Source organism: Ruminococcus flavefaciens ATCC 19208, from assembly GCF_000518765.1.
GTDB lineage: Bacteria > Bacillota > Clostridia > Oscillospirales > Ruminococcaceae > Ruminococcus > Ruminococcus flavefaciens.
The window spans coordinates 155,999-180,873 of sequence record NZ_JAEF01000007.1 but is presented as its reverse complement, the minus strand read 5'-3'; the positions used below and the strand labels follow the sequence as shown (position 1 = coordinate 180,873).

The 24,875-nt window shown below is 43.2% G+C and carries 19 protein-coding genes; 14 read left to right on the top strand and 5 right to left on the bottom strand.

Translation table 11 applies throughout. From position 1 onward, the window contains the following. Positions 1 to 3: 3 nt before the first annotated feature. Entirely contained in the window at positions 4 to 4,203 is a 4,200-nt protein-coding gene (locus L870_RS0102990; RefSeq protein WP_028516874.1) for a calcium-binding protein, read from the top strand. A 325-nt stretch (positions 4,204 to 4,528) separates the two neighbouring features. On the opposite strand, the gene L870_RS0102985 is transcribed toward L870_RS0102990, so the two are convergent. Beyond that, positions 4,529 to 5,887, bottom strand: a complete 1,359-nt coding sequence (locus L870_RS0102985; protein ID WP_028516873.1) for a PFL family protein — start codon at positions 5,885 to 5,887, stop codon at positions 4,529 to 4,531. 18 nt (positions 5,888 to 5,905) lie between these two features. Continuing rightward, positions 5,906 to 6,175: an ACT domain-containing protein gene (locus L870_RS0102980; RefSeq protein WP_028516872.1), complete on the bottom strand. Its 270-nt coding sequence runs from the start codon at positions 6,173 to 6,175 to the stop codon at positions 5,906 to 5,908. Positions 6,176 to 6,482: 307 nt separating this feature from the next. On the opposite strand from L870_RS0102980, the gene L870_RS0102975 reads away from it, so the two are divergent. The 12 genes from L870_RS0102975 (at position 6,483) to L870_RS0102920 (ending at position 19,887) form a co-directional block, all read left to right on the top strand. After that, on the top strand, positions 6,483 to 7,337 hold the full coding sequence (locus L870_RS0102975; RefSeq protein ID WP_028516871.1) for a histidinol-phosphatase HisJ family protein: 855 nt from the start codon (positions 6,483 to 6,485) through the stop codon (positions 7,335 to 7,337). A gap of 13 nt (positions 7,338 to 7,350) precedes the next feature. Beyond that, the gene (locus L870_RS0102970) at positions 7,351 to 8,334 is read left to right on the top strand and encodes a hypothetical protein (RefSeq protein WP_028516870.1); all 984 of its coding nucleotides are present in this window, start codon (positions 7,351 to 7,353) and stop codon (positions 8,332 to 8,334) included. A 181-nt stretch (positions 8,335 to 8,515) separates the two neighbouring features. Next, on the top strand, positions 8,516 to 8,992 hold the full coding sequence (locus L870_RS0102965; protein WP_028516869.1) for an Lrp/AsnC family transcriptional regulator: 477 nt from the start codon (positions 8,516 to 8,518) through the stop codon (positions 8,990 to 8,992). 5 nt (positions 8,993 to 8,997) lie between these two features. Next, entirely contained in the window at positions 8,998 to 10,176 is a 1,179-nt protein-coding gene (locus L870_RS0102960) for an aminotransferase class I/II-fold pyridoxal phosphate-dependent enzyme (RefSeq protein ID WP_028516868.1), read from the top strand. Next, entirely contained in the window at positions 10,173 to 11,033 is an 861-nt protein-coding gene (gene ispE, locus L870_RS0102955) for a 4-(cytidine 5'-diphospho)-2-C-methyl-D-erythritol kinase (RefSeq protein ID WP_028516867.1), read from the top strand. The genes L870_RS0102960 and ispE overlap by 4 nt, the downstream gene beginning before the upstream one ends. A 190-nt stretch (positions 11,034 to 11,223) precedes the next feature. Further along, positions 11,224 to 11,613: a YegP family protein gene (locus tag L870_RS0102950; RefSeq protein WP_028516866.1), complete on the top strand. Its 390-nt coding sequence runs from the start codon at positions 11,224 to 11,226 to the stop codon at positions 11,611 to 11,613. Positions 11,614 to 11,911: 298 nt separating this feature from the next. Next, a complete protein-coding gene (gene dapF / locus L870_RS0102945) occupies positions 11,912 to 12,790 on the top strand; it encodes a diaminopimelate epimerase (RefSeq protein ID WP_028516865.1) in 879 nt (292 codons plus the stop codon). Further along, positions 12,778 to 13,989, top strand: a complete 1,212-nt coding sequence (locus tag L870_RS0102940; protein WP_028516864.1) for an LL-diaminopimelate aminotransferase — start codon at positions 12,778 to 12,780, stop codon at positions 13,987 to 13,989. The genes dapF and L870_RS0102940 overlap by 13 nt, the downstream gene beginning before the upstream one ends. 594 nt (positions 13,990 to 14,583) lie before the next feature. After that, positions 14,584 to 16,161 carry a ribonuclease Y gene (rny, locus tag L870_RS0102935; protein ID WP_028516863.1) on the top strand — a complete coding sequence of 526 codons (1,578 nt, stop codon included), beginning with the start codon at positions 14,584 to 14,586 and terminating at the stop codon, positions 16,159 to 16,161. Between the two features lie 153 nt (positions 16,162 to 16,314). Next, complete coding sequence (locus L870_RS19700; RefSeq protein ID WP_028516862.1) at positions 16,315 to 18,033, top strand: hypothetical protein; 1,719 nt, start codon at positions 16,315 to 16,317, stop codon at positions 18,031 to 18,033. Positions 18,034 to 18,068: 35 nt separating this feature from the next. Then, the gene (locus L870_RS0102925; RefSeq protein ID WP_028516861.1) at positions 18,069 to 19,538 is read left to right on the top strand and encodes an O-antigen ligase family protein; all 1,470 of its coding nucleotides are present in this window, start codon (positions 18,069 to 18,071) and stop codon (positions 19,536 to 19,538) included. A 178-nt stretch (positions 19,539 to 19,716) separates the two neighbouring features. Then, the gene (locus tag L870_RS0102920; protein WP_028516860.1) at positions 19,717 to 19,887 is read left to right on the top strand and encodes a DUF362 domain-containing protein; all 171 of its coding nucleotides are present in this window, start codon (positions 19,717 to 19,719) and stop codon (positions 19,885 to 19,887) included. Between the two features lie 55 nt (positions 19,888 to 19,942). Here the strand turns inward: L870_RS0102920 and L870_RS0102915 are convergent, their stop codons facing one another. Next, positions 19,943 to 20,125 carry a DUF1540 domain-containing protein gene (locus L870_RS0102915; RefSeq protein ID WP_028516859.1) on the bottom strand — a complete coding sequence of 61 codons (183 nt, stop codon included), beginning with the start codon at positions 20,123 to 20,125 and terminating at the stop codon, positions 19,943 to 19,945. Positions 20,126 to 20,322: 197 nt separating this feature from the next. On the opposite strand from L870_RS0102915, the gene L870_RS18280 reads away from it, so the two are divergent. Beyond that, positions 20,323 to 22,281, top strand: coding sequence for a DUF6583 family protein (locus L870_RS18280; RefSeq protein ID WP_051411368.1), 1,959 nt, complete (start codon positions 20,323 to 20,325; stop codon positions 22,279 to 22,281). Between the two features lie 375 nt (positions 22,282 to 22,656). Here the strand turns inward: L870_RS18280 and coaBC are convergent, their stop codons facing one another. Both coaBC and L870_RS0102900 read right to left on the bottom strand, forming a co-directional pair. Further along, positions 22,657 to 23,847, bottom strand: a complete 1,191-nt coding sequence (coaBC, locus tag L870_RS0102905; RefSeq protein WP_028516858.1) for a bifunctional phosphopantothenoylcysteine decarboxylase/phosphopantothenate--cysteine ligase CoaBC — start codon at positions 23,845 to 23,847, stop codon at positions 22,657 to 22,659. A 13-nt stretch (positions 23,848 to 23,860) separates the two neighbouring features. Beyond that, positions 23,861 to 24,841 carry a 2-hydroxyacid dehydrogenase gene (locus tag L870_RS0102900; protein WP_028516857.1) on the bottom strand — a complete coding sequence of 327 codons (981 nt, stop codon included), beginning with the start codon at positions 24,839 to 24,841 and terminating at the stop codon, positions 23,861 to 23,863. Positions 24,842 to 24,875: the final 34 nt, after the last annotated feature.

Genomic DNA, 24,875 nt, shown 5'->3' with positions numbered 1-24,875 from the left:
AAAATGAAAGGATATTTTTATGAAAATGTTAAAAAGATACTATCATTAATATTAGTTTTTACAATATTAATTCCAACATTTAATGTTATATGTGAAAAATCATTTTTAACAGGTTATGCAATAGATATTCAATCATTTGATGAATGTGTCAAAGATGCAGAATATGAAGAAAATTATATTAATTTGTATGAAGCTATACATTCTTGTGCTGGTGATTGGTACACAGCAACTAAGAAAGATATGCTTAGTTATAATTTTTTTCATAATGCGGTACAAGACCATATTATTTTATTATCAGGCGGAAAATATAAAAAAGAAAAACGCATAGATTATAAAGCACCTGTTTATAATCCAGTCACCCAAAAGATGACAAATTATGGTTCTGTTGATTTATATACAGATGCATATGTAAAAGATGGTATCGAATATAAATATATATGGGAAGTTAAACCAGCATCATATTTAGGATTAGATAGAAGACCTTTAGCTGAAGAACAATTGTCAAATTATACAAATACATTACTTCATAAAGATAAAAAAACACAATATTTAAATGGAGGGTTAGATCCATTAGTCGGCGTAGGAATATTTACAGTTCCAATATCTCCAAAAGTATCATATGAAATAAAGTACAGTTGTACTATAAGTGGCATTATAGTTTATTGGTTTGAACGTATTATAAAAAAGGACGATGATGAAGAAGATCAACAGGAAAATGTGAATTCTCAATCAGGAGATAACTCAGATAGCAACAGTAATACTAACTATGGAAGCAATGTACAAGGACAACAAGTGCAGCAATCTTTGCCTGACTATAACGTATTTGTATTTCCGTGGATCAATGGTGGAGGAAATAGTGGAACAGGTTCAGGTGGTATAGGAATTCCTGTTATTGAAGTAGCTCCCCCAATATATAACGGTGGTGAATCAGGAAGCGATGTTGTCAGTGGAGGCGGAAACAGTTCTGGCGGCGAAAGTGGTAATAATACAGGTGGTGAAAACGGTAATGAAGGCGGCGAATCCGGTGGAGAGAACGGGAGTGATGGAAATGGAATTACACATACTCCCGGAGGAAAATACGGAGAACCACGAGTAAAAAATCCGGCAGCTGCTGAAGCAATCGAAGATGCAAGTATAATTTTTGTAAGTGCATCAGCACTGGTTTTAATAAAAGAAATGGCTACAAATAGTGCTTTTGCAGAAGCAATAATGGCAAAATTTACATCATTGAAAGAAAAATTAGTAATTGATGGTACAATAGCTTCTATTATAACTGCTATATTATTAAGAGCTCCACAAACGACTGTGCATGCTTCAGACGGAAATAATACAGATTCATCAAATATAGCAGTTCCGGTATATCAAGCAGAATATGATATGCTTAATGATTTATTTACTGTTATTATGATGGGAACAGCTGAACTTAGTGATTATGAAGTAACAGAAGATATCGAGGATTTAAAGAAAGATATAGAAAAGCAGTATGAAGACTATACAAAATCGGAAAAACAGAAACAAATCGATCCATTAATAATCAAATTCAGCGATACCGAAAAAATAGAATTCACATCTCTTGAAGAAGGTGTTAATTTTGATCTTGATAATAATGAATTTAAGGAGAAAACACCTTGGATAAAAAATATAGAAGGTTTTCTTACTATTGATATTAATGGCAATGGTACAGTAGATAATGGCGGAGAACTTTTTGGAGATAGATTTGTCATGAAAGATGGCACCAAAGCTTCTTCAGGAATTGAAGCCATTAAAAGTTTAGATACCAATAAAAATAATAAAATTGATAGTGCTGATGCACTATTCTTAAGCATTGATAAAAATGATAATATATTAGAAAAACAAACGCTATTGGATCAAATAAAAGTATGGTTTGATAATAATCTAAATGGAGAAACAGATATCGGTGACGAAATAATTTCGTTAAAGGAACTTAATGTTGATTACATAGACCTTGATTTTAAGTATGATACAAAAAATAGTGAGGTTCCAAATAATGACGAAATAAAACCATATAGAGAAGAAGAATTTTCAAATATGATTTTTAAAACAGGTGATTCAAGGCGAATTAGTGAAATTTGGTTTAGTGTAAACACAGTAAATACAACACATGATGGAAAAATCACAATAGGAAATGTTCCAACATTCAAACAGGCTTTAGAAAAGGATACAACTGGAGATCTGGAGTATTATCATTATATGTTTGAAAATGCAACCAATGTTGGACTTAAACGTTATTATTTGAAAAAAATACTATACATAATTACCGATTCGATTAATATCAATCCACAAAGTCGTGGTGGAAATATTGATGCAAGGGATTTACATGTGATAGAACAATTTATGGGACATCAATTCAATGGCGTTAATGGAACAAGTCCTAATGCTACTGCGGCAGAGATGTTAAAAATCATTTACAAATCAATTGAAGATAGTTATTATAATTATATAAATCTGATTTCAAGCTCTGGAATATTTAAGTATATGACATTTGTCGAGGAAGACGAGAACGGTGCTAAATATGTTGATACACATTATGTTGAATCATTAATAGATAGTAACTTAAATAATGTAGCAAGTATGGATGTTGCAATTTATGATTATGGAAAATACATAAAAGATCTTGATATCCGAAATAAAACAAATGCATTTGAAAAATATAAAAATAAGTATGGTAATATTTCTCAACACTATGATGAGATTATTTCTCTCATCGATAATACAATAACATTAGTCGGTTCTGAAAATAATGATGAGCTTTATGGCACTAACTATAATGATATTATTATAGGTGAAGAAGGAAATGATAAACTGATAGGTAAATCAGGAAATGATTATATTTATGGTAGCTATGGCGATGACATAATGAACGGTGATGCCGGAGATGACAGCTACTACTTTGGAATGTATCATGGAAATGATGTGGTTAACGATACAGAAGGAGACAATAAGATCATATTTATTGACGGCTTAAGTGTTGACGACTATACTACTTCCGTTTCATCAAATGGAAAATTCATACTCACCAATAAGTATACAGGTGATACTATTACTCTCAATGACTTTATAGCTCATCCATTCAATTATGATTTCTTTTCATATAATGGAAGTCAGACTGTTGGCGGCGGTGACTCAAGAGAAGTAGTTGAAGGCTCTGATGCTGATGATTATCTTGATGCAAGTGACGGGTTCAATATTTTCTATGCAGGTGAAGGCAATGATACTATTGCAGGTGGCAATAATATCGACTTTATGTATGGCGGCAATGGTAATGATACCCTTCTTGGCAGAAACGGAACAAACATCATATATGGCGAAGGCGGTAATGATACCATCTATGACGGCGATCATTCAAGTTACCTTAACGGCGGAGATAACGACGATGTAATCTTTGGCGGCGGCGGTGATGACATTCTTGACGGTGGCGCAGGAAACGATATTCTGCAAGGCGATCATGGCAATGACACTTTTATCTATGGCATAGGCTATGATATTGATACCCTCAAAGATGCAGCAGGCGAACCGAATACGATCATAATTCATGGATATCGCAAAAGCGATATGAATAATTTCCGTGATGGCAGCAATCTTATAATCGATTTCGGTAAGGACACTGGAGACAGAATGATAATCGAAAGATTCTTCGATTATGCAGCAAACTCAGATATTACTTTCATATTTGACGATGATACACTTCTTAGCAGACTTGATATAAGAGCAAAATCTCTGCCTATTTATGGTAATGGTTCTAATTATCTTTCTGGAACAGAAGATGATGATATAATCGATGCCGGTGCAGGAGATACTCTGATTTGCGGAGCTAACGGTGAAGATACATATATCTTTGGAAAGGGCTACAATCATGACTCAATTCACGAATGGGGCAGCGATCACAGCTTTGTTGAGTTTAAAGATATTAATTCAAATGAGATCACTATTGAAATGCAGGATGGCAATCTTAATATATATGTAAACGAAACAGAAGATGAACTTACAATACTTAACTTCGTGTATGGATCTTCTACATTTACATACAGATTTGCAGACGGAGCAGAAGGCTATATAGATAAAAACACATATGAGTTTATATTTACAAAGCAGCCTGATCCAGTAGATGAAGAAAACATCACAGATAGTGATATTTCAGAAGTTGAAGATGTTTTTGATGAAGAAACTGATGCAGCTGCGTAACTAATCAAAAATCCTATGCAAATTTTTGGATAGACTCTTTGCATTGAATCAAACTAAACCTCCGCAAAACTGTAACTCCTATAGCAAATAATGAAAACCAGCTTTTCCGTATACTCGAAAATTTTGAGCAAGGAAAGCTGGTTTTCATATTCCTATTTGATTTGGTTTTTATTCCGCTAAGGACAGCGGACTAGTATCCGCCCCTACAGTTACTAATAATGTACGTATCACGCGATGATACATATCTTTCGTATATTGTCTCTCGCGGCTAAAACTAAAGCCGCAACAAAAGTTTACACTGAGAAAGGGTGCGTCGTCACGCTGCTCAGTTTTTAAGGCTCTGCATAGGTGCAGGGATACGTCCGCCGCGGTTGATGAACTTAGCAGGTGACTTCTCACGTATAGGCATAACAGGACCGCTTCCGAGGAGTCCGCCGAATTCGAGAGTATCTCCCTCTTTCTTGCCGATAGCAGGGATAAGACGTACAGCAGTTGTCTTTGAGTTTACCATACCGATAGCAGCTTCGTCTGCAATGATAGCAGAGATAGTCTCGGGAGTTATCTCGCCGGGGACTACTATCATATCAAGTCCTACAGAGCATACAGCTGTCATGGCTTCGAGCTTTTCAAGACTGAGGACTCCTGCAACGGCAGCGTCTATCATGCCTGCGTCCTCGGATACAGGGATAAATGCACCTGAGAGTCCGCCGACTGTAGATGAAGCCATTACGCCGCCTTTCTTTACAGCGTCGTTGAGCATTGCGAGGCAGGCTGTAGTACCGTGAGTACCGCACATTTCAAGTCCCATTTCCTCAAGGATATGAGCAACACTGTCGCCGATAGCAGGTGTAGGAGCAAGTGACAGGTCAACTATACCAAATGGTACTCCGAGAAGCTCGGAAGCTCTTGCGCCGACAAGCTGACCCATACGTGTTATCTTGAATGCGGTCTTTTTGATGATGTCGGCAATTTCGTTTATAGAAGCGTCAGGGTACTTTGTAAGAGCTGCGCGTACAACTCCGGGACCCGATACGCCAACGTGTATCTCGCAGTCAGGCTCGCCCACACCGTGGAAAGCACCTGCCATGAAGGGGTTATCCTCAACGGCATTGCAGAATACAACAAGCTTTGCAGGTCCTATGCAGTCGCGGTCTGCGGTCTTTATTGCAGCTTCCTTGACTATCTGACCCATGAGCTTTACAGCGTCCATATTTATACCCGACTTTGTAGAGCCTATATTTACAGATGAGCAGATGTTCTGTGTAACGTCAAGAGCCTCGGGGATAGACTTGATAAGTGCCATATCTCCTGCGCTGAAGCCCTTGTGTACAAGTGCGGAATATCCGCCTATGAAGTTTACGCCGCAGGTATCGGCAGCTCTCTGGAGAGCCTTTGCAAACTTTACTGTATCACCGTTCGGACAGGCTGCTGCAAGCATAGCGATAGGAGTTACCGAGATACGCTTGTTTACGATAGGGATACCGTACTCGGTCTCTATCTGCTGACCTATAGCAACGAGGTTTCCTGCCTTTGACACTATTTTATTGTAGACCTTTTCGCAGGCTTTATCAATATCCGTGTCGATACAGTCAAGGAGAGAGATACCCATAGTAATGGTACGGATATCAAGGCACTCGTCCTGTATCATGCGGATAGTTTCAAGTATATTGTATACATTAAGCATTGAGCTGACTTCCTTTCATCAGATACTGTGCATTGAGTTGAAGATATCCTCGTGCATGGTGTGGATAGAGAGACCAAGCTCAGTACCGAGGGCTGTCATTCTTTCTACAAGCTCAGAGAAATCGCCCTTGATAGCTGATATATCCACCAGCATTATCATAGCGAACATATCCTGAAGAACGCTCTGTGTTACCTCTATTACATTAACATTGTACTCAGCGCAGATACCGCTTACCTTGTGGAGAATACCCACAGTATCCTTACCTATAACAGTTACAACTGCTCTCATAGTAAAAAACCTCCGTTTTATTGTTATTCGGCGTATTGCGAATGATTGATATAATTATAACACACTTATTCCGAAAAAGCAACAGCCACGGGAAATTTTTTCATCTAAGAACTTAGAACTAAGAGATAAGAACTAAGAGCTAAGAATTGTAGGGGCGGCGTTTCGCCGCCCGTCAATTACGTTTAAATCACAAATGACACACTGTAGGGAACGCCGCCCTCGGCGTTCCGAGCCATTAGCCTGCGCCCCCTTGCTATTTCAAAAATTATATGTTATAATATTAGAATATCAAAAAAGAGGTGATACCATGAAGCTAATGGACTGCCACACACATACGCAGTTTTCGGTTGACTCCGAGGCTGATATAAATAAATGTATCAAGCGAGCCGCTGAGCTGGGACTTGCCGCCTATGCCATTACCGACCACTGTGAGTGCAACGGCTGGTATAAAAAGGAGCACTATTCCGAGAACGAATGGTATCTGCGCGAAAGCTTCGATTATGCTGCCGACTTTGAGAACTCCGTATCTGCGGTGACTGCACTGAAAGAGAAGTGGGCAGGAAAGCTCAACCTTATCTGCGGCGTGGAGCTTGGACAGATAATACATGATACAGAAGCGGCGAAGATAGTCAATGCCGACAAGAGAGTCGACTTCATCATAGGTTCGGTGCATCAGGTCAGGGGCGAGCAGGATTTTTACTTCATAGACTACGAAAAAATGACTATGGACGAGATATACGACCTGCTTGAGCGTTATTTCAAGGAAGCCTATGAAGTCAGCAGGACTGATCTCTTTGACGTTTTCGGTCATATTACCTACTGCCTGCGATACATGAAGCAGAGGAACGGCATAAATGCTGATATAAGCCGCTTTGATGATATAATAGCGGAGATATTCCGTGATCTCGCGCAAAACGGCAGGGGCATAGAGATAAATACTTCGGGACTGAGACAGGGCTTCGGGGACTGCTTCCCCAGCCTTAAATATGTTAAACTGTTCCGCGATATGGGCGGTGAGATAGTCACTATAGGCTCGGACTCCCATACAGTTGAGGATATAGCAGCCAACTCCGCCGACGGCATGGAGATAGCGCGAGCGGCAGGCTTCACAAAGCTTGCTTACTTCAAAAAGAGAAAGCCTTATTTCATTGACATAACATAACGGGGGGATAGATATGAGGACAAAAAAGCTGTTTCTGACAGTGCTTGTACTTGGTATGGCGGCATCTTCCTTCGGCTGCGGCAAAGAGAGCAGCAAGTCAGAGGAAAAAAACTCTGCGAAAGAGACAACTACAGAAGCTGCGGAAGAAGAGACTACGAAAAAGGACAATAAAGGCGGAGATGCTCTTGACGGACTGTCGCTGGGGATGCTTGGATATGTGGAAAAGAGCAAGCAGACTTCCGCAAACATAAACGCCAAGACGCTTTATCATTCTGTTATGTGCGTTCTTACGGACGAGGAAAAGAAGATAGCCAATGATATCATCTACACAAAGACAGGCGAGGGAGAGTTCGGAGAGAAGGTCAACGAGTATTTTGCCGAGCTTGCCCCTCTTGAATATATAGTCATTCCCGATGACTACGGTCAGCCAAAAGCAATTATCTGCTGCGGAGGTACTTCACGAAAGGATAAGGTCGGAGTTTACGGCGATATCGGTGACGCTGACGAGATAAGGGAGATGAAGTGGAAGAAAGTCCTTGAAAAATTCGGTCTTGAGTACAAGAATTACACGGATATCGAGCTTGAAAAGGATGATCTCAGCAATTACAGCTACACTCATGAAGAACCGCAGGGAATAGACTTTGATGATGCTGATGCAGTGAAGTCCTGCGATCTTGCTGCGGCTATCGCATGGGAGTACAACCGCGGCGAAGAAGATATCCCCGTATATCTCTACGGCAAATGGAGCAAGGATACTCCTTTAACAGTTTTGGCAGAGGAAACGGACTGGGAGGTACCTGAGCACGGCGACATAGAGTATGTGCTGGAATACAACGGTTTCAGCGTGATAAATGTTTTCTGCTGGGACACCGAATGCGACAAAAAATATGTGGGCGATGCGGATATGGGATACGGCTATACGAATTTTGTCGGCAAGACATGGGACGACGTACTGGAATACTACGGTTATAAACAGGGCGAATACGTAGAGTATTGATATAGCCGTTAGCCCATTGTAGGGACGACCATTGGTCGTCCGTGAGTGGTTAGTGATTAGTGCATAGTGATCAGATTTGTAGAGGCGCAGGCTCTGCGCTGTAGGGACGCGCATTGCGCGTCAGTAAACATACAACATCAAATCCGGGAACGGACTATTATTAATGAAAGGAACTGATATTATGAAAGACATTGTAAAAATATTACAGCAGAATGCCCGTATATCAAATGCGGCATTGGGTGAGATGCTCGGTATATCCGCAGAAGCAGCCGCAGCAGAGATAGATAAGCTTGAAAAGAGCGGAGTCATCAAGGGCTACAGCGTTATCGTTGACGACGACCTCTACGATAAGTCAGCTGTTTATGCAACTATCGAGCTTAAAGTTACTCCACAGCGCGACTGTGGATTTGACGATATAGCAAAGACAATTATGATGTACGACGAGGTCGAGAGCGTTAGCCTTATGTCATCGGGTGCATATGACCTTGCTGTTGAGGTAAAGGGAAACAATTTAAAGGACGTTGCATTCTTTGTATCTGAGAGACTTGCTACTATTGACGGAATACTTTCGACTTCCACACACTTCATTCTGAAAAAATACAAGGAAAAAGGCATCTTCATTGACGGTGAAGAGCCTGATGAAAGGGGACTCGGCTGATCGTGATAGATTACGATAAAGTCCTTTCAAACAAGATAAAGGACATCAAACCGTCGGGGATACGTAAATTCTTCGATATTGCAGGTACTATGGAGGACGTTATCTCCCTCGGAGTAGGTGAGCCTGACTTCAATACGCCGTGGGCTATAAGAAAAGCAGCTATACAGGTACTTGAAAGAAAACATATCATCTACGGACCTAATAAGGGACTTGCTTCACTCAGAAATACTATTTCAGCACATATCAATAAAAAACATCACGTAAAATATGATCCCGACAAGGAGATAATCGTTACAGTCGGCGGCTCTGAGGCTATAGATCTTGCGTTAAGAGGACTTATCGACCCGGGCGACGAGGTGCTCGTGGTAGAGCCGTGCTTTGTCTGTTATGCTCCACTTGTTGAGCTTGCAGGCGGAGTCCCTGTGTCTGTTCCTACACGCATTGAGAACAACTTCAAGCTTACTCTTGATGACTTCAAGGACAAGATTACAGACCGCACAAAGCTCCTGATACTGCCTTTCCCGAATAATCCTACGGGAGCAGTAATGACTAAAGAGGACTTGGAGCCTATTGCAGATTTTCTCCGTGATACCAATATAATGGTACTCTCGGACGAGATATACTCCGAGCTTACATACGGCAGAAAGCATTTCTCAATAATCGAGCTTGAGGGCATGAGAGAGCGTACTATCTACGTTAACGGCTTCTCAAAGGCTTATGCCATGACAGGCTGGAGACTGGGCTATGTTACCGCTCCCGAGCCTATAATAACCCAGATATCCAAGATACACCAGTACGGTATCATGTGCAGCCCGTTCATAAGTCAGAATGCCGCAGTTGAGGCACTTACCTCCTGTGATAAAGAGGTAGAGAAAATGGTCGAGGAATACAATATCCGACGCCGTTATCTTGTGGGAGAATTCAACCGCCTCGGACTTACCTGCTTTAATCCCGAGGGAGCATTCTATGTGTTCCCGTGTATAAAGAGCACAGGCATGACCAGTGAGGAATTCTGTGAAAGACTGCTCTTTGAGGAGAGAGTTGCGGCTGTTCCGGGAAGTGCTTTCGGTGACAGCGGCGAGGGCTATATGCGTATTTCCTATGCTTATTCTCTCAAACACCTCATGGAAGCTATAAGACGTATCGAGAAGTTCCTGAAAAAGCTGGAGGCTGAGAAGAAATGAGGGTAAAGACAGCGGCAAAGGTCAATCTTGCCCTTGATGTCAAAGGAAAGCTCCCCAACGGCTATCATGCTTTGGAGAGCGTATTCCAGACAGTGGGACTTTATGACGAGGTCACAGTTGAGCTTACCGACAAGGGAATCGAGCTTACCTGTGATGTGCCAGAAAGATTTGCAAGCTCCGACCCTATCCCGTGCGATGAACGGAATATAGCCTATAAAGCTGCAAAGCAGTTCTTTGAAGAGAATGGTATGAGCTTCGGCTGCCGTATACATATAAAAAAGGGGATACCCTCACAGGCAGGAATGGGCGGCGGAAGCACCGATGCAGCGGCTGTTCTCTTCTGTCTTGGCAGGCTTACGGGGAAAAGCATAAATGTTCCCGAAAAGCTTGGTGCGGACGTTCCGTTCTTCTTCACAGGCGGAACTGCCTATGTTGAGGGCATAGGTGAGAGGATAACTCCGATCGCCGATTATTCGGGAAGGATATTGGTTATTGCAAAGGGCAGAGAGGGCGTTTCCACTGCGGAAGCCTACAGGAATATAGATTCTCTCGAAGCTCCTGTGCATCCCGATGCGAAAAAACTTGCGGAGACTATTGAAGAAGCTCCTAATGAGGCGTATGAATGGTTCGGGAATCTCTTTGAGCAGGCTGTACAGCTTGCTGAGATCGACGATATAAAATCGGTCATGACCGGCAAGGGCGCACTTAGCGCAGTAATGACAGGCAGCGGCTCGGCTGTATTCGGACTCTTTGACGATGAGGAGAAAGCTGCGGTATGCGCTGAAGAGCTTGAAAGAGCAGGTTATTTTTCGGCAGTATGCAAAACAGTGTCCGAAAGCTTTATTATTTCAGAATAAATATAGTCAGGAGCGTACATTGTGCGCTCTTTTTTTATCAAAAATTGAACAGATTTACTTTTTGTTCGTTATTTTGATGAAATTTAACAAAATCTATTGACAAGCTGATATAATTCAGTTATAATTATGGTGAAAATCGGCGGCAAGTTCGATTTATAATAATATTGCTGAAAGGTGTTGAAAAAATATTATGGGCAAATTCATCATCAAGACTACCAAGACTGGCTTTACATTCAGCCTGAAGGCTGGAAACGGAGAGGTGATCGCTACAGGCGGAGAGGTATATAATACACTCGCAAGCGTGAAAAACGGCATCGCCAGCGTTATGAAGAACGCTCCTGAGGCTAATCTTGAGGATCAGACCGTAGAAGGATTTCAGACTGAGACAAATCCGAAGTTCGAGATTTACAAGGACAAATCAGGCGAATTCAGATTCCGCCTTAAAGCAAGAAACGGTGAGATCATCGCTTGCTGCGAGAGCGGTTACGTCAAGAAGGACAGCTGTAAGAAGGGTATCGCCAGCGTGAGAAAGAATGCGGTCGATGCTCCTGTTATCGAGCCTGAGCCTGATAAAAAGTAAGTCCTTCAGGGGAATAGGGATATATATGGGTGTGGTAATTCGTTTATCACACCCCTTTTGTTTTACAGTTGAGAGTTGAGAATGTAGGGGCTGGCGTTATTTGCATCGTAAGGCTCGGGCCGCCAAAGGCAGCCCCTACAATTCTCAGCTCTTTTTTCACTAATTAGCTATTGACATCACCTATTACGTTAGTATATAATAAGTGTAGCGAAGCTTTTGCGTGTTAGCAGCGCAGGAGCTGTTTAGCACCGCTGTTTACTGCTCTCTCCCGTGAGTCACCACCGATGGGAGCAAAACTATGAAATTTTCAAAAATGCACGGCATCGGCAACGACTATATCTATGTGAACTGCTTCGAGGAAACTGTCAGTGAGCCAGAAAAGGTCTCTGTAGTCCTCAGCGACAGGCACAAGGGCGTTGGCGGCGATGGTCTTGTACTCATCATGCCCTCGGATATTGCGGATTTCCGCATGAGGATATTCAACGCAGACGGCTCTGAGGCTATGATGTGCGGCAATGCCACACGCTGTATCGGCAAATACGTCTATGATATGGGACTTACCGACAAGACTGACATTACACTGGAGACAAATTCAGGCATAAAATATCTGAAGCTTTATTTAAAGGACAATAAGGTGGATTCTGTTACTGTGGATATGGGCAAGGCTATACTTGTACCAAAGGATATCCCCGTCAACAGCGATCTTGACCGCTTTGTGAGCCGACCTGTTGAGGTCTGCGGCAAAACATGGGATATAACCTGTGTTTCTATGGGAAATCCCCATGCTGTAATCTTCACAGAGGGCATAGCAGAGCTTGACCTTGAAAAAATAGGTCCTCACTTCGAGAACCATGAACTCTTCCCTAATCGCGTGAATACTGAGTTTGCAGAAGTCATCGACGACCATACTCTCAATATGCGCGTCTGGGAGCGCGGAAGCGGCGAGACCTTCGCCTGCGGTACGGGTACCTGTGCTACAGTTGTGGCAGCGGTGCTCAACGGTATCTGCAAGCAGGACGAAGAGGTACTTGTGCATCTTCGCGGAGGAGATCTGCGTATCACTTATAAGTCGGACGGAACTGTACTTATGACAGGTCCTGCTGAGTACGTTTTCGAGGGAGAGGTTTCCGACGAATTCATAAATAAAGCAAAGGAGAATGTTGTATGCCGCAGCTGAACGAAAATTTTCTCAGACTTGAGAAAAACTACCTTTTTATAAATATTGCAAAGAAAATAGCCGCTTTCAAGGAGGCTCACCCCGAGGCTGATATCATAAGAATGGGTATCGGCGATGTTACTCTTCCTATCGCACCTGTTGTCATAGAGGCAATGAAAAAGGGCTGCGATGAAATGGGCGTAAAGGAGACCTTCAAGGGATATGAGGACAGCGGTGCAGGCTATGATTTCCTGCGTGAAGCTGTTTCGGGCTATTATAAGAGCTTCGGAGCTGATGTTGCTCCGAACGAGATAAGGATAAACGACGGTGCAAAGTCTGACTGCGGAAATATCGTGGATATCTTCGGCGACGACAATACTATCCTTGTCACAGACCCTGCTTATCCTGTTTATGTGGACTCTAACCTGATGAGCGGCAGAAAGATAATCTATGCCGACTCAAACGAGGAGAACGGTTTTGCTGCAATGCCTGATGAGTCGGTACACGCAGATATCATCTATCTCTGCTCACCGAATAACCCTACAGGCTCGGTATATAACCGTGAGCAGCTGAAGCAGTGGATAGCTTACGCTAAGAAGAATAATGCTGTAATTATCTATGATTCGGCTTATGAAGCATTTATCACAGATCCTGATGTGCCGAGAAGCATATTCTGCATCGAAGGTGCTAAGGAGTGCTGTATCGAGATGTGCTCACTTTCAAAGACCGCAGGCTTTACAGGTATGAGATGCGGATATACCGTTATCCCCGATGCACTCAAGGTCATCGCAAGCGACGGTACAGAGGTTTCTGTGGCTCAGATATGGGGCAGACGACAGGGAAGCAAGTTCAACGGCGTTTCCTACCCTGTACAGTGCGCAGCAGCTGCTGTATTCACTCCCGAGGGCTTGAAGCAGGTACATGAGAATATAGCTTACTATCAGGAGAATGCACGTATAATATCCGAGACTATGACAAAGCTGGGCGTTAAGTTCACAGGCGGCGTAAATTCGCCGTATATCTGGTTCAAGTGTCCTAATGATATGAAGAGCTGGGATTTCTTCGACCTTATGCTTGAAAAGATAGCAGTTGTGGGAACTCCGGGCGCAGGCTTCGGAAAGAACGGCGAGGGCTGGTTCAGACTGACTTCGTTCGGTGCCAGACAGCGTACTATCGAGGCTATGGAGCGTTTTGAAAAGCTTGTAAATGATATGAAATAATGAAAAGGGCGGAGCTATCCGCCCTTTTTTGCAGCGTGACGCTGCACCCTTGCTCGTCCACTTATCATCAAAAGGGCAATTGCTTCTCGACACGGTGAATATCATCGGGATTTACGGGCGAACACTGTTCGCCCCTACAATTTTTTGCGTTATCTGTTATGTAAGGCATACACGGGCGGATAATATCCGCCCCTGCTAATAACTACTCACTGCTTTCTGCTCACTAACAACTTTTTGGTGCTTTTATTCAAAAAAAATCTATTGACATAGCGCCCGAAATATTATATAATAATTATGTTGTATTTATTTGCATAATATTACTTTGGCAGTATATGCAGCTTTGTTTTAAATCATTATCCGTAAAGGGCGATATATATAAAGTTCCTGCGGTATAAATATGATAATGAAAACAAATTTTGGACGGGGATAAATACGTCCGTCTATTTTTTGCGGGTCGGATCCTATGGGGGATCGGCTCTTGATCTATATATTTACAAATGAATAAAAAAAGCGGCATTTACCGCCTTTCAGTAATAATAAAAAATTATGATACAAACTTTTGATTATTTTTACAAAAAGGAGGTAATGCACTGTATGGATCCAATCATCGCTATTGTCCTTATTATTGCTGCTTTAGCAGCAGGCGTTGGCGTTGGATATGCTCTGTTCTACAAAAAGGGCGTTGAGGCAGGCGTTGAAAAGCGCAAGCACGACGCAGAAGCGATAGTAGGCTCTGCTGAACAGCAGGCTGAGCGTATCATCGAAGATGCCGAAAAGGACGCTGATAATAAGAAGAAAAGCGCGCTCATTGAAGCAAAGGACGAAATACATAAGCTCCGCACTGAAGCAGATAAGGAGATCAAGGATCGCAGAGCAGAGCTGTCACGTCAGGAAAGACGTATGCAGCAGAAGGAAGAAAACTTAGACAAGAAAACTGATAACCTTGAAAAGAAAGAGGAAACTCTCAACCAGAAGATCAAAACAGCTGACGAAAAGCTGAAGGAGGCTGACTCTATAAAGAAGAGCCAGATGGATATTCTGGAGCGTATTTCCGAATTCACCAAGGATCAGGCTAAGGAGTATATCATCTCAAAGCTTGAGGACGATCTGGTACACGAAAAGGCTGTAAAGGTAGCAGCCTACGAGCAGGTTATCAAGGATGAATGTCAGGAGAAGGCAAGAAGCTATATCTCGCTGGCTATCGCCAAGGTTGCTGCCGATCAGGTATCAGAGGCAGCAGTTTCCGTTGTTCCGCTTCCGAATGATGAAATGAAGGGTCGTATCATCGGTCGTGAGGGCCGTAATATAAGAACTCTTGAAACTCTGACAGGTGTTGATCTTATTATTGACGATACTCCCGAGGCTATCACTATTTCCTGTTTTGACCAGATCAGACGTGAGGTCGCAAGGATCGCTCTCGAAAAGCTTATCGCTGACGGAAGAATCCACCCTACACGTATTGAGGAAATGGTCGAAAAGGCTAAGCGTGAGGTCGAGTACCGCATCAAGCAGGAGGGTGAACGTGCTGTTATCGAGACAAATGTTCACGGTCTTAATCATGAGCTTATAAAGCTTATCGGTCGTCTTAAATTCCGTACAAGCTACAGACAGAATGTCCTCGATCATTCCATCGAGGTTGCCAAGCTCTGCGGTGTTCTTGCTTCAGAGCTGGGAGTTGACGCAAATATTGCAAGACGTGCAGGACTTCTTCACGATATCGGTAAGGCTCTTACTGCCGAGATCGAAGGTTCACACGTTCAGATAGGCGTTGATGTTTGTAAAAAATACAACGAAAATCCTGTTATTATCCATGCTGTTGAGGCACATCACAACGATGTCGAGCCAAAGACAGTTATTGCCTGCATAGTTCAGGCAGCCGACGCTATCTCCGCTGCAAGACCTGCCGCAAGAAGCGAAAACTACGAAAGCTATATCAAACGTCTTCAGAAGCTTGAGGAGATATGCAACTCATATGACGGCGTTGAGAAGTGCTTCGCAGTACAGGCAGGACGTGAAGTCAGGATCATGGTTATGCCTGAGGTCATCAATGATGAAAAGATGGTCCTCGTTGCAAGACAGATCGCTCAGCAGATCGAATCTGAAATGGATTATCCGGGTCAGATCAAGGTCAATCTCATTCGTGAGAGCAGAGTTTCTGACTACGCTAAATAATGTGTTTATGCGGTAAATAGTGAACGCAGAAAGTTCGGCTGTCGGGCATTATGCTCGACAGCCATTTTATTTCACTGTGGAAACATAAGCGAGACTGTTTCACTTGTGCTTTCAGAATGAAATACGTCCTTTACGTAAAGGGGGATCATTATTATGAAAAAGACTGCATTTTTCAAAGCACTGACATCATTTGCTGCGACGGCACTGATAGCCGCTGTGACTATTCCCGCAAGTGCGGGAGCTGCATGGAAAAAGGTCTGTACACTGGGAGATCTTAACAATGACAGTCAGGTAAATGTGGCGGATATCGTTGTCCTTTCAAAAGATCTGCACGGCACCGCTAAATTTGATGACAAGAGCGTGTACAGCGTGTCGGGATCAGAGAAGTATTCCATCGAGTTTGCAAACGGAACGCGCATGGACGCTCTGATAAATAACGGAGCTATCCAGAAAGCAGATCTGAATTTCGACAGTACTGTAGATATCCATGATCTTGTGGAGCTCAGAAAAAGCGTACTTAACAGTAATTACAGGGGTAATGTTGTGCAGTGGGTACCAGAAACGACGACTGCCACCACAACAACTACTACCACAACTACAACGACTACAACAACAACCACTACTACTACAACCACCGCGCTAAAGAAGGACTTTATCCCTGCTCCTGTGTATGATATGTACGGAACTCTGCCTTCACAGGGCGATGCGAACCTGATAATATTCTATGTGGATTTCCCTGACTGCAAGTTCGATTACGAGCCGTCTACAGACCGCATTGAAGAGATAGCATTCGGCGGAGAGAATAAAAACTCAAAGATGTATCCGTTTGAGAGCTTCTCAGCTTTCTATTCCAGAGCTTCAAAGGGAAATATGAACCTTCAGGGCAAGGCTTACAGATATACCTGCAAAAAGAATATAAGCAATTATGAGGGCGATGTATACAAGACCGACTTTACTACGGAAGTAATAAAGAATATGGACAGCCAGATAGACTATACAAAGTTCGATGCAGATCATAACGGAGAAATAGATGCTATACTCTTCTGCGTTCCAAGCTCATCGGACGAGAACGACTGGTGGCCGTGCGCAGGCGGATACGGCGGAAATTACTGGACAAGAGTGGACGGTATGGCTATAGGTCACGTTATAACAGGCAATGCCGCTATAAAGAGCGATAACGACTATGTAGACTTTACTTCCACCTATCTCCATGAAATGGGTCACTGTATGGGACTTCCCGACTATTACCTCTATGAGGCTGAGGACTTTGAGGGAATGCACGGTTCGGCAGGCTATGACCTTATGGACGAGGCTTTTTCTGACTTCAGCGCTGTATCCAAGCTCATGCTGGGCTGGTACAGAGAGGATCAGATACAGGTCTATGACCGCTCTAAGGGAGCACAGACATTTACGCTTACCAACGGTCAGTCAGATGAAGGAAACTGTCTGATAATACCCAATAATTCCCTTAACAGCGAATATAAATCCGAGTACTTCATTCTTGAGTATACGACACTTGATGCAAATAACAGTCAGGTTAAGGGGCATTTCTGGTGGAGACCTACGGGCAGCGGTGTAAGAGTGCTGCATATAGAGGCTACGGAAGCCGATGACGGCTGGAGGAAGTATTTCCTGTACGAGAGTGGAAACAATGAGTATACCAACAATGATAGCGGCAAACGCTTTGTAAGGCTGGTAGATGACGGTGACAAGGACAACCTTCTCAGAGAAGGCTCATCAGTAAACGGCAGTACAAACGGTTTCAGATGGTATGACGCAAGCGGCGGACAGACTATTGACCCGGGACTGACTATCACCGTAGGCAAAAAGAGCGGCAGCAGCTATACTGTTACTGTGACACCAAATAATTAAATACTGCATGAAATGCAGGAAGGAAAATACAAAACATGGCAAAAACATTATTTAATTCGTCCGAAAAATCCAATTTTATCCTTAACATGACAGAGGAGCAGTATTCAAAGCTTGCTTCAAGAGGTCTTGCATTGGCAATGATGATGGCTCCGCTGTTCACTATCGCACCTGAGATATACGCCAATGAGGTGAATATAAAAGCAAGCTATGCGTTTACGGCAGGCGGACTTGTTACAGGTGGAGTTATCGCAATGATAATCGCTATCATCGGTATGATGAAGAAGTATATAAGCAAGTGGAACGCTTTTCCCGTATGTGCTATGGCAGCAATGGTGCTGTGGGGCGTAGTATCTCTTGTGAACGGCGTTGACCTGAATATTTCGTTTTACGGCTATCCCGAAAGAGGAGAGGGCTTGCTTGCCATAATCTTTTATTTATGCTTTTTCTCGGCAGCTGCATCGCTGAAGCGCGAAACGGCGCTGAAGACTATTGTTGACGGTATCGTGGGAGCAGGCATAATAAACAGTGCGGTATCGCTTATACAGGTATTTGCAGGAAAGCTCAGCCATTATACCAATGCTATGGGTATAAAGATAAATGCTGCCTCCGGTCTTTCAATGTCACCGCTTTTCCTTGCTATGGTGCTCACACTTTCACTTACTGCTGCACTTATAGGCTTCATGACATCTGAAAGCAAGGTGCGCAGAACGGTTTTCATATGCTCTGCACTGCTTTTCTCATTCGTGATGATGTTCACATATTCGCTTATCGGTATATGCGGACTTGCAATTGCTGTGATAATCTCAGCTATAGCTGCAATTAAGCTGAAAGCTCCGAAGAAACGTCTTGTATGTCTACCTGCAAGCCTTGCTGCGGCAGGAGCTGCAATAGCTCTGGTTTTCGGAGGAGTTATCGGTGATATAAATTCGTACAGGCTTTATGACGGAAGGCTGCTCTGGTGGTGCGACAGTTACATGAGAGCATCGGCATCAGGCAACTATGATCCCGAGACAGTTGATATTGACGATACATTTGAGGTATATTCTTATCTTAATATAAAGTCACTGGATATCATCGAGAATAACGCCCTTTACGGAACAGGTCCGGATCAGCTTGCGTTTTCACTTATTAATACTTTTGCGGAAGTAGACCCTGATATGTCTATTCCAGAGTTTATGGTAAGCGATGTAAACAGAGGCACATTTGACAAGGTATATAATGAGTATCTCTATACCGCTGCTACAAGAGGAATTCCTTCTCTTATCGCTTTTGTACTTACCCTTATCGGTGCTGTGGCACTGGGCATAAAGTCGATCCGCAAAAGAAAGACAGCCGAAGCAGTTACTGTATTTGCAATAGCTGTAACAGGCGTGCTTGTATTCTTCATAGGATGCAGCAGCATAACCTTTGCTCCTGTTTTCTGGACAGCCGCAGGTGCTGCCTGTGCAGGTATAGCTTCGGAAAAGGAAACGAAAGCTCAGAAAAAACAGAATAATAAAAAATAATTGTACAGCAAAGCCTGAGAGACTGACTCTCAGGCTTTATTTTACGGTTTATCGGGAATTTGCAGGCTTTTACGTAAGCATAGACTAACAAAAAACTCTTGATTTTTTGTAATAATATGATACAATGTAAATAACGAGGAGCAAGTATGCTCCCGATTAATACGGAGGTGCATGTATAATGGCATATATTATTTCTGATGATTGTGTAATGTGCGGTGCTTGCGCAGGTGAGTGCCCTGTAGGCGCAATTTCTGAGGGCGACGGCAAGTACGTTATCGACGCTGATGCTTGTGTAGAGTGCGGCGCTTGTGCAGGCGTATGTCCTGTTGGTGCTCCTAACGCTGAGTAATCAAAAAAGCGTAAGCAGTTCCTTATATCGGAACTGCTTATTTTTTTACTGTTTTTTATTCGCAGCAGCCTGAGCGCTTTACGAATGAATTGCAGTCTGTACATTCGGGTACGGTAGGATCGGATTCGTGAGTGCCTACCGAAATGCAGTCGAGAGAACAGTAGTTTTCGGATACAAGGTTATGGCGGCACTGTGATACGTCACACTTGATGCTCTTGTTTTTCTTCATTTCTTCCATGATAAACATCTCCATTCAAAGAATTGTCCTTATGGACTATTTATATTCTGCCACGTAAATTATGAATTATTCGTTATATATTTATTACAGCATGAAAACAAAACGGGAGAAATATTGACTTTTTCGTCGATATATGATAATATTAACGTTAAGGGAGAACAAGCTCTCTTAATGATATTTTTATGGAGGGGATCTGTATGTCAAATTATGATCAGAACAATGGCTTCGACAATTCTCAGTTCGATGCTTCGATGAGTGCTTCGGGTGTTGAGAATGTCACAAAAAAGGGCAAGGGAAAGAAAGCAGCTCTGATAGGGGGTATATCGGCAGCTGTAGTAGTAGGCGGCAGTGCAGCAGCATACGCTTTCTCTGATACCGTTAAAAATCAGGTAAAGCTGCGTCTTAGCAAGCCTGAAAAGTATTATGCATGGGTAACTGATAAGAATTCCGCTACCATCGGCGAAATAGCAAGCGAAAAATACAAGACTGCACTTGATAATATCAAGAAGGGAACAGAAGTTGATCTGTCTGTTTACTATGAGGCAAATGACAGCGTTAAAGACCTTATCATTGATAATATCTTCGGCGGAAGAGGCGATGACGAGGAAGAAAATCAGGTAATTGACGTTATCAGAAATACAGACAAATATGCTCTGTCTGCAAACGTTGCAGTCAAGAAGGGCGTTTTCAATTCAAGTGCCGGTATTGATCTTGACGATGAGCGCGTTGTAAGCTTTGATGTAGCAGGCAATACCGAAGAAATGGGTTATTATTTCCGCATTCCCGAGCTGAAGGAAAAGTGGATCGGCTTTGATGCTTCGGATATTGTGGAAGAGATCGGTGATTCAGAGGTTATAGATACATTCAAGGATATACTCAAAGATCCGGGTTCATTCCTTTCACCCGAGGAGCTTGAAACTGAGATCAACAGATACGCAGGTGTATGGGCAAACTTTGCAAAAGATGTTGAGCTTGAAAAGAGCGAAGAGATCGACATCAGTGATATCACCGTAAAGTACACTGTTGCTACAGTTGAGCTCAACGACAAGGATATGGATAAGCTTGAGCTTGAGTTCTTAAAGGAACTGAAGGACGATGAGATCATAAAGGGTATCATTACTGATAAGTTTGAGATCGTTGACGAGGACGAGTTTGAAGAATCCATACAGGACGAGATCGACTCTGTAAAGGAAGACCTTGACGATAACGAGTACGACAAGGAGACTCTCCTTACAATAGATACCTATATCGACGCTACAGGTACTATCCGCGGATTTAATTTCTCAGCTGATGACGAGACTCTCTTTATGGCGATCGGCAAGGACGGCGACAGCATCAGAGGTGAAGTTAAGGCTATAGATGAGGACGGCGAGGTTCCGTTCAGCATTGAGCTTACTGCCGAGGAAAACGGCAAGAAGTACAGCGGAGACATCACATTCACATCTACAAGCTATTCATATCGTGATGATGATACAGTTACGAAGGAAGCTGTAGTGAAGTTTGATGATTTCGAGATAGTTAACGAAGAAAAGCACTATGTAAATGCTGACATTGCTATCAATATCCCTGATCTTGATCCAATCGACATTGCTTTGAGCTCTGACGGCAAGAAGCAGGATATCAGTCTTGCACTTCGTTTTGACGGAACAGATTACGGCAGAGCAGGATTTACTTATGCTATAAACCACGGTACAGATGTTGAGTCTCCCGATAAGAACGATGCATTTATGATAGATAAGGACAGCGCAAGTGATTTCGAGTTAGACGATTATGTAACAGAAGATGAACTGACAGACTTCTTTAAGAGCACACTTAAAAAGATAGGCTTTGACGACAAGTTTGTTGATAAGTATTCAGATTCAATAACAGAGTATGTTTCAGATGAAGTTGACGATGGTTTCAGCATGATCGACGATGATGATTATGACTGGGATTTCGATGATGACGATTGGGACGATGACGACTGGGACTGGGACGATGAAGATGATGACGATGATATCATCGGCGGTTCAGACAGCTCAGGCTTCAAATATGAATTCAACCGTGATGACTTCGACTATGATGATTACAAGGACTACTATACAAAGGAAGAATTTGAAGAAATGCTTGACGAACTGGAATCATACTACGCAGATATTAACAAGAAAGCTTCATAACAAAGCATAAAGAAAGACCTCCGATTATCGGGGGTCTTTTTTGTTTAGTCCTTAGCCTGTAGGGGATGGCGTCCTTGACGTCCCGAAAGGTTAGGTGTATAGTGAGTAGATTGTAGGGGCGAGTTCTGCTCGCCCGTATTTCCCGTAACCGTTATGTATGCCGTGATGTGCATGGAGATGTCCGTATAAAAAAGGGCGGATAGCTCTGCATATAGCATTGCTGACCAAATCAAAGATTTGGAGCACTGCTTAATTATCCGCCCTTACACATCGTATCTTGTTGATTGCATCGTAAGACGCGGACGACCAATGGTCGTCCCTACAATTATTTCATGTTACTTATACGGGACGTCGAGGACGCCAGCCCCTACACTTTTAGCTCATTGTTTTGAGTTTGGAAAGTATGACATTTGCGGCATCGAATTTGCTCATAAGCTCCATTTCTTCATCGCCGTCATTAGTTATCATGGTAATGATATTGGTATCAGTTCCGAAGCCTGCACCTGCGCTCCTGATAGAGTTAGCGCATATCATGTCGCAGTTCTTTTTTGTGAGCTTCTTGCGTGAATTCTCGATAACATTGTCGGTTTCCATTGAGAAGCCGCATATTACCTGTCCTTCACGGCGGTTCTCGCCGATATATTTGAGGATATCGGTAGTACGCTTCAGCGGTATGCTCATATCGCTGTCGGACTTCTTTATCTTGCTGTCGGCAGTTGTTACGGGAGTATAATCAGCGACTGCGGCAGCCTTTATAACTATGTCTGACTCGTCAAGGCGTTCCTTTACTGCGTTGAACATATCCTCGGCAGACTTTACGGGAACCACGTTCACGAACATAGGCGGCTCAACGTCTGTATGTGCCGCAACTACGGTAACATCGGCGCCGCGGAGCATAGCAGCTCTTGCAAGTGCAAAGCCCATTTTGCCGCTTGAATGGTTGGTGATGAATCTTACAGGGTCTATGCTCTCACGGGTAGCACCTGCGGTAACCAGTACCTTTTTGCCTGCAAGGTCTTTCTCGAAAGCAGCCTCACGGACGATGTATTCAAGAAGAGTTTCCTCGTCGGGGAGCTTTCCGTCGCCGATATCACGGTTTGCAAGCATTCCGCGGACAGGCTCTACTATCTCATAGCCGAATTTTTTCAGTTTCTCGATATTGTCCTGAACGATAGGGTTATGGAACATATTATGGTTCATTGCAGGAGCGATAATCTTCTTGCAGGTGCAGGCCATAACAGTAGTTGTGAGCATATCGTCTGCGATGCCGTTGGCTATCTTGCCGATAACATTTGCAGAAGCAGGAGCTATCATAACTACATCAGCCTTTTTGGCAATAGAAACGTGCTCCACACTGTATTCAAAGTTACGGTCAAATGTATCTATCAGGCACTTGTGCTGAGTAATTGTCTCGAAAGTAAGGGGATGAACAAAATTAAGGGAATTGGGAGTCATGGCAACATGGACATCTGCTCCTAACTTGGTGAGCATACGTGCAAGGTTGCATATCTTGTATACGGCTATAGAGCCTGTGACTCCGAGAAAAACAGTTTTTCCTGTAAGCATGGTAAACGCTTCCTTATATATGAAGTTCGTTAGCGCACTCCTCGCCCTTATGGCAGGCGATAAGGTTGCTGACGGTAGTTTCTGCGATATTGCTGAGAGCCTCCTCGGTGAGGAAAGCCTGATGGGAAGTTACGATGACATTTGGCATCGAGATAAGTCTTGCAAGAGTATCATCGGCGATGATGTGTCCAGAGAAGTCCTGGAAGAACACGTTGGCTTCTTCTTCGTATACATCGAGGCAGGCTGCACCTATCTTACGTGCCTTTATGCCTTCGAGGAGAGCCTCTGCGTCAATGAGAGCACCTCTTGATGTATTTACGATGACTACACCCTTTTTCAGCTTTTCAATGGACTTTTCATCTATCATATGATAGGTCTCATCTGTGAGAGGGCAGTGGAAGGAGATTATATCACTGCGGCTGAAAAGCTCGTCAAGCTCAACGTACTCGATATCGCTGTCCTTAGCAGGGAACTTATCATAAGCGATAACGTTCATTCCGAAGCCGCGGCAGATGTTGATGAAGATGCGTCCTATCTTACCTGTACCCACAACGCCTACGGTCTTGCCGTGAAGGTCAAAGCCTGTAAGTCCGTTAAGTGAGAAGTTGTGGTCTCTTGTGCGGATAAAAGCCTTGTGTACGCGGCGGATAGAGGTGAGCAGGAGAGCCATTGCGTGTTCTGCAACTGCATAGGGTGAATAAGCAGGAACGCTTACTACTCTCAGCTTTCCTTTTGCGTACTTGATATCAACGTTGTTATAGCCTGCACATCTGAGCGCAAGTATCTTAACTCCGAGAGCGGCAAGCTTGTCTATTACAGCAGCATTCACTGTATCGTTTACGAATACGCATACTGCTTCACAGCCCTTTGCAAGTGCGGCAGTATCCTCGTTGAGTTTTGTCTCATAAAACTTGAACGTGATTTTGTTTTCCTTTCCGAATTTCTCGAATGAAGGAGTATCATATGGCTTGGTATCGAAAAAAGCGACCTTCATGTAATTTCACCTACCCGTATCATATAGTGGCTCA

Excerpts from the sequence above, each read along its gene's own strand:
- L870_RS0102990 (WP_028516874.1), top strand. The coding sequence starts at position 4 with ATGAAAGGATATTTTTATGAAAATGTTAAAAAGATACTATCATTAATA.
- L870_RS0102985 (WP_028516873.1), bottom strand. The coding sequence starts at position 5,887 with ATGCTTAATGTATACAATATACTTGAAACTATCCGCATGATACAGGAC.
- L870_RS0102980 (WP_028516872.1), bottom strand. The coding sequence starts at position 6,175 with ATGAGAGCAGTTGTAACTGTTATAGGTAAGGATACTGTGGGTATTCTC.
- L870_RS0102975 (WP_028516871.1), top strand. The coding sequence starts at position 6,483 with ATGAAGCTAATGGACTGCCACACACATACGCAGTTTTCGGTTGACTCC.
- L870_RS0102970 (WP_028516870.1), top strand. The coding sequence starts at position 7,351 with ATGAGGACAAAAAAGCTGTTTCTGACAGTGCTTGTACTTGGTATGGCG.
- L870_RS0102965 (WP_028516869.1), top strand. The coding sequence starts at position 8,516 with ATGAAAGACATTGTAAAAATATTACAGCAGAATGCCCGTATATCAAAT.
- ispE (WP_028516867.1), top strand. The coding sequence starts at position 10,173 with ATGAGGGTAAAGACAGCGGCAAAGGTCAATCTTGCCCTTGATGTCAAA.
- L870_RS0102950 (WP_028516866.1), top strand. The coding sequence starts at position 11,224 with ATGGGCAAATTCATCATCAAGACTACCAAGACTGGCTTTACATTCAGC.
- dapF (WP_028516865.1), top strand. The coding sequence starts at position 11,912 with ATGAAATTTTCAAAAATGCACGGCATCGGCAACGACTATATCTATGTG.
- L870_RS0102940 (WP_028516864.1), top strand. The coding sequence starts at position 12,778 with ATGCCGCAGCTGAACGAAAATTTTCTCAGACTTGAGAAAAACTACCTT.
- rny (WP_028516863.1), top strand. The coding sequence starts at position 14,584 with ATGGATCCAATCATCGCTATTGTCCTTATTATTGCTGCTTTAGCAGCA.
- L870_RS19700 (WP_028516862.1), top strand. The coding sequence starts at position 16,315 with ATGAAAAAGACTGCATTTTTCAAAGCACTGACATCATTTGCTGCGACG.
- L870_RS0102925 (WP_028516861.1), top strand. The coding sequence starts at position 18,069 with ATGGCAAAAACATTATTTAATTCGTCCGAAAAATCCAATTTTATCCTT.
- L870_RS0102920 (WP_028516860.1), top strand. The coding sequence starts at position 19,717 with ATGGCATATATTATTTCTGATGATTGTGTAATGTGCGGTGCTTGCGCA.
- L870_RS0102915 (WP_028516859.1), bottom strand. The coding sequence starts at position 20,125 with ATGGAAGAAATGAAGAAAAACAAGAGCATCAAGTGTGACGTATCACAG.
- L870_RS18280 (WP_051411368.1), top strand. The coding sequence starts at position 20,323 with ATGTCAAATTATGATCAGAACAATGGCTTCGACAATTCTCAGTTCGAT.
- coaBC (WP_028516858.1), bottom strand. The coding sequence starts at position 23,847 with ATGCTTACAGGAAAAACTGTTTTTCTCGGAGTCACAGGCTCTATAGCC.
- L870_RS0102900 (WP_028516857.1), bottom strand. The coding sequence starts at position 24,841 with ATGAAGGTCGCTTTTTTCGATACCAAGCCATATGATACTCCTTCATTC.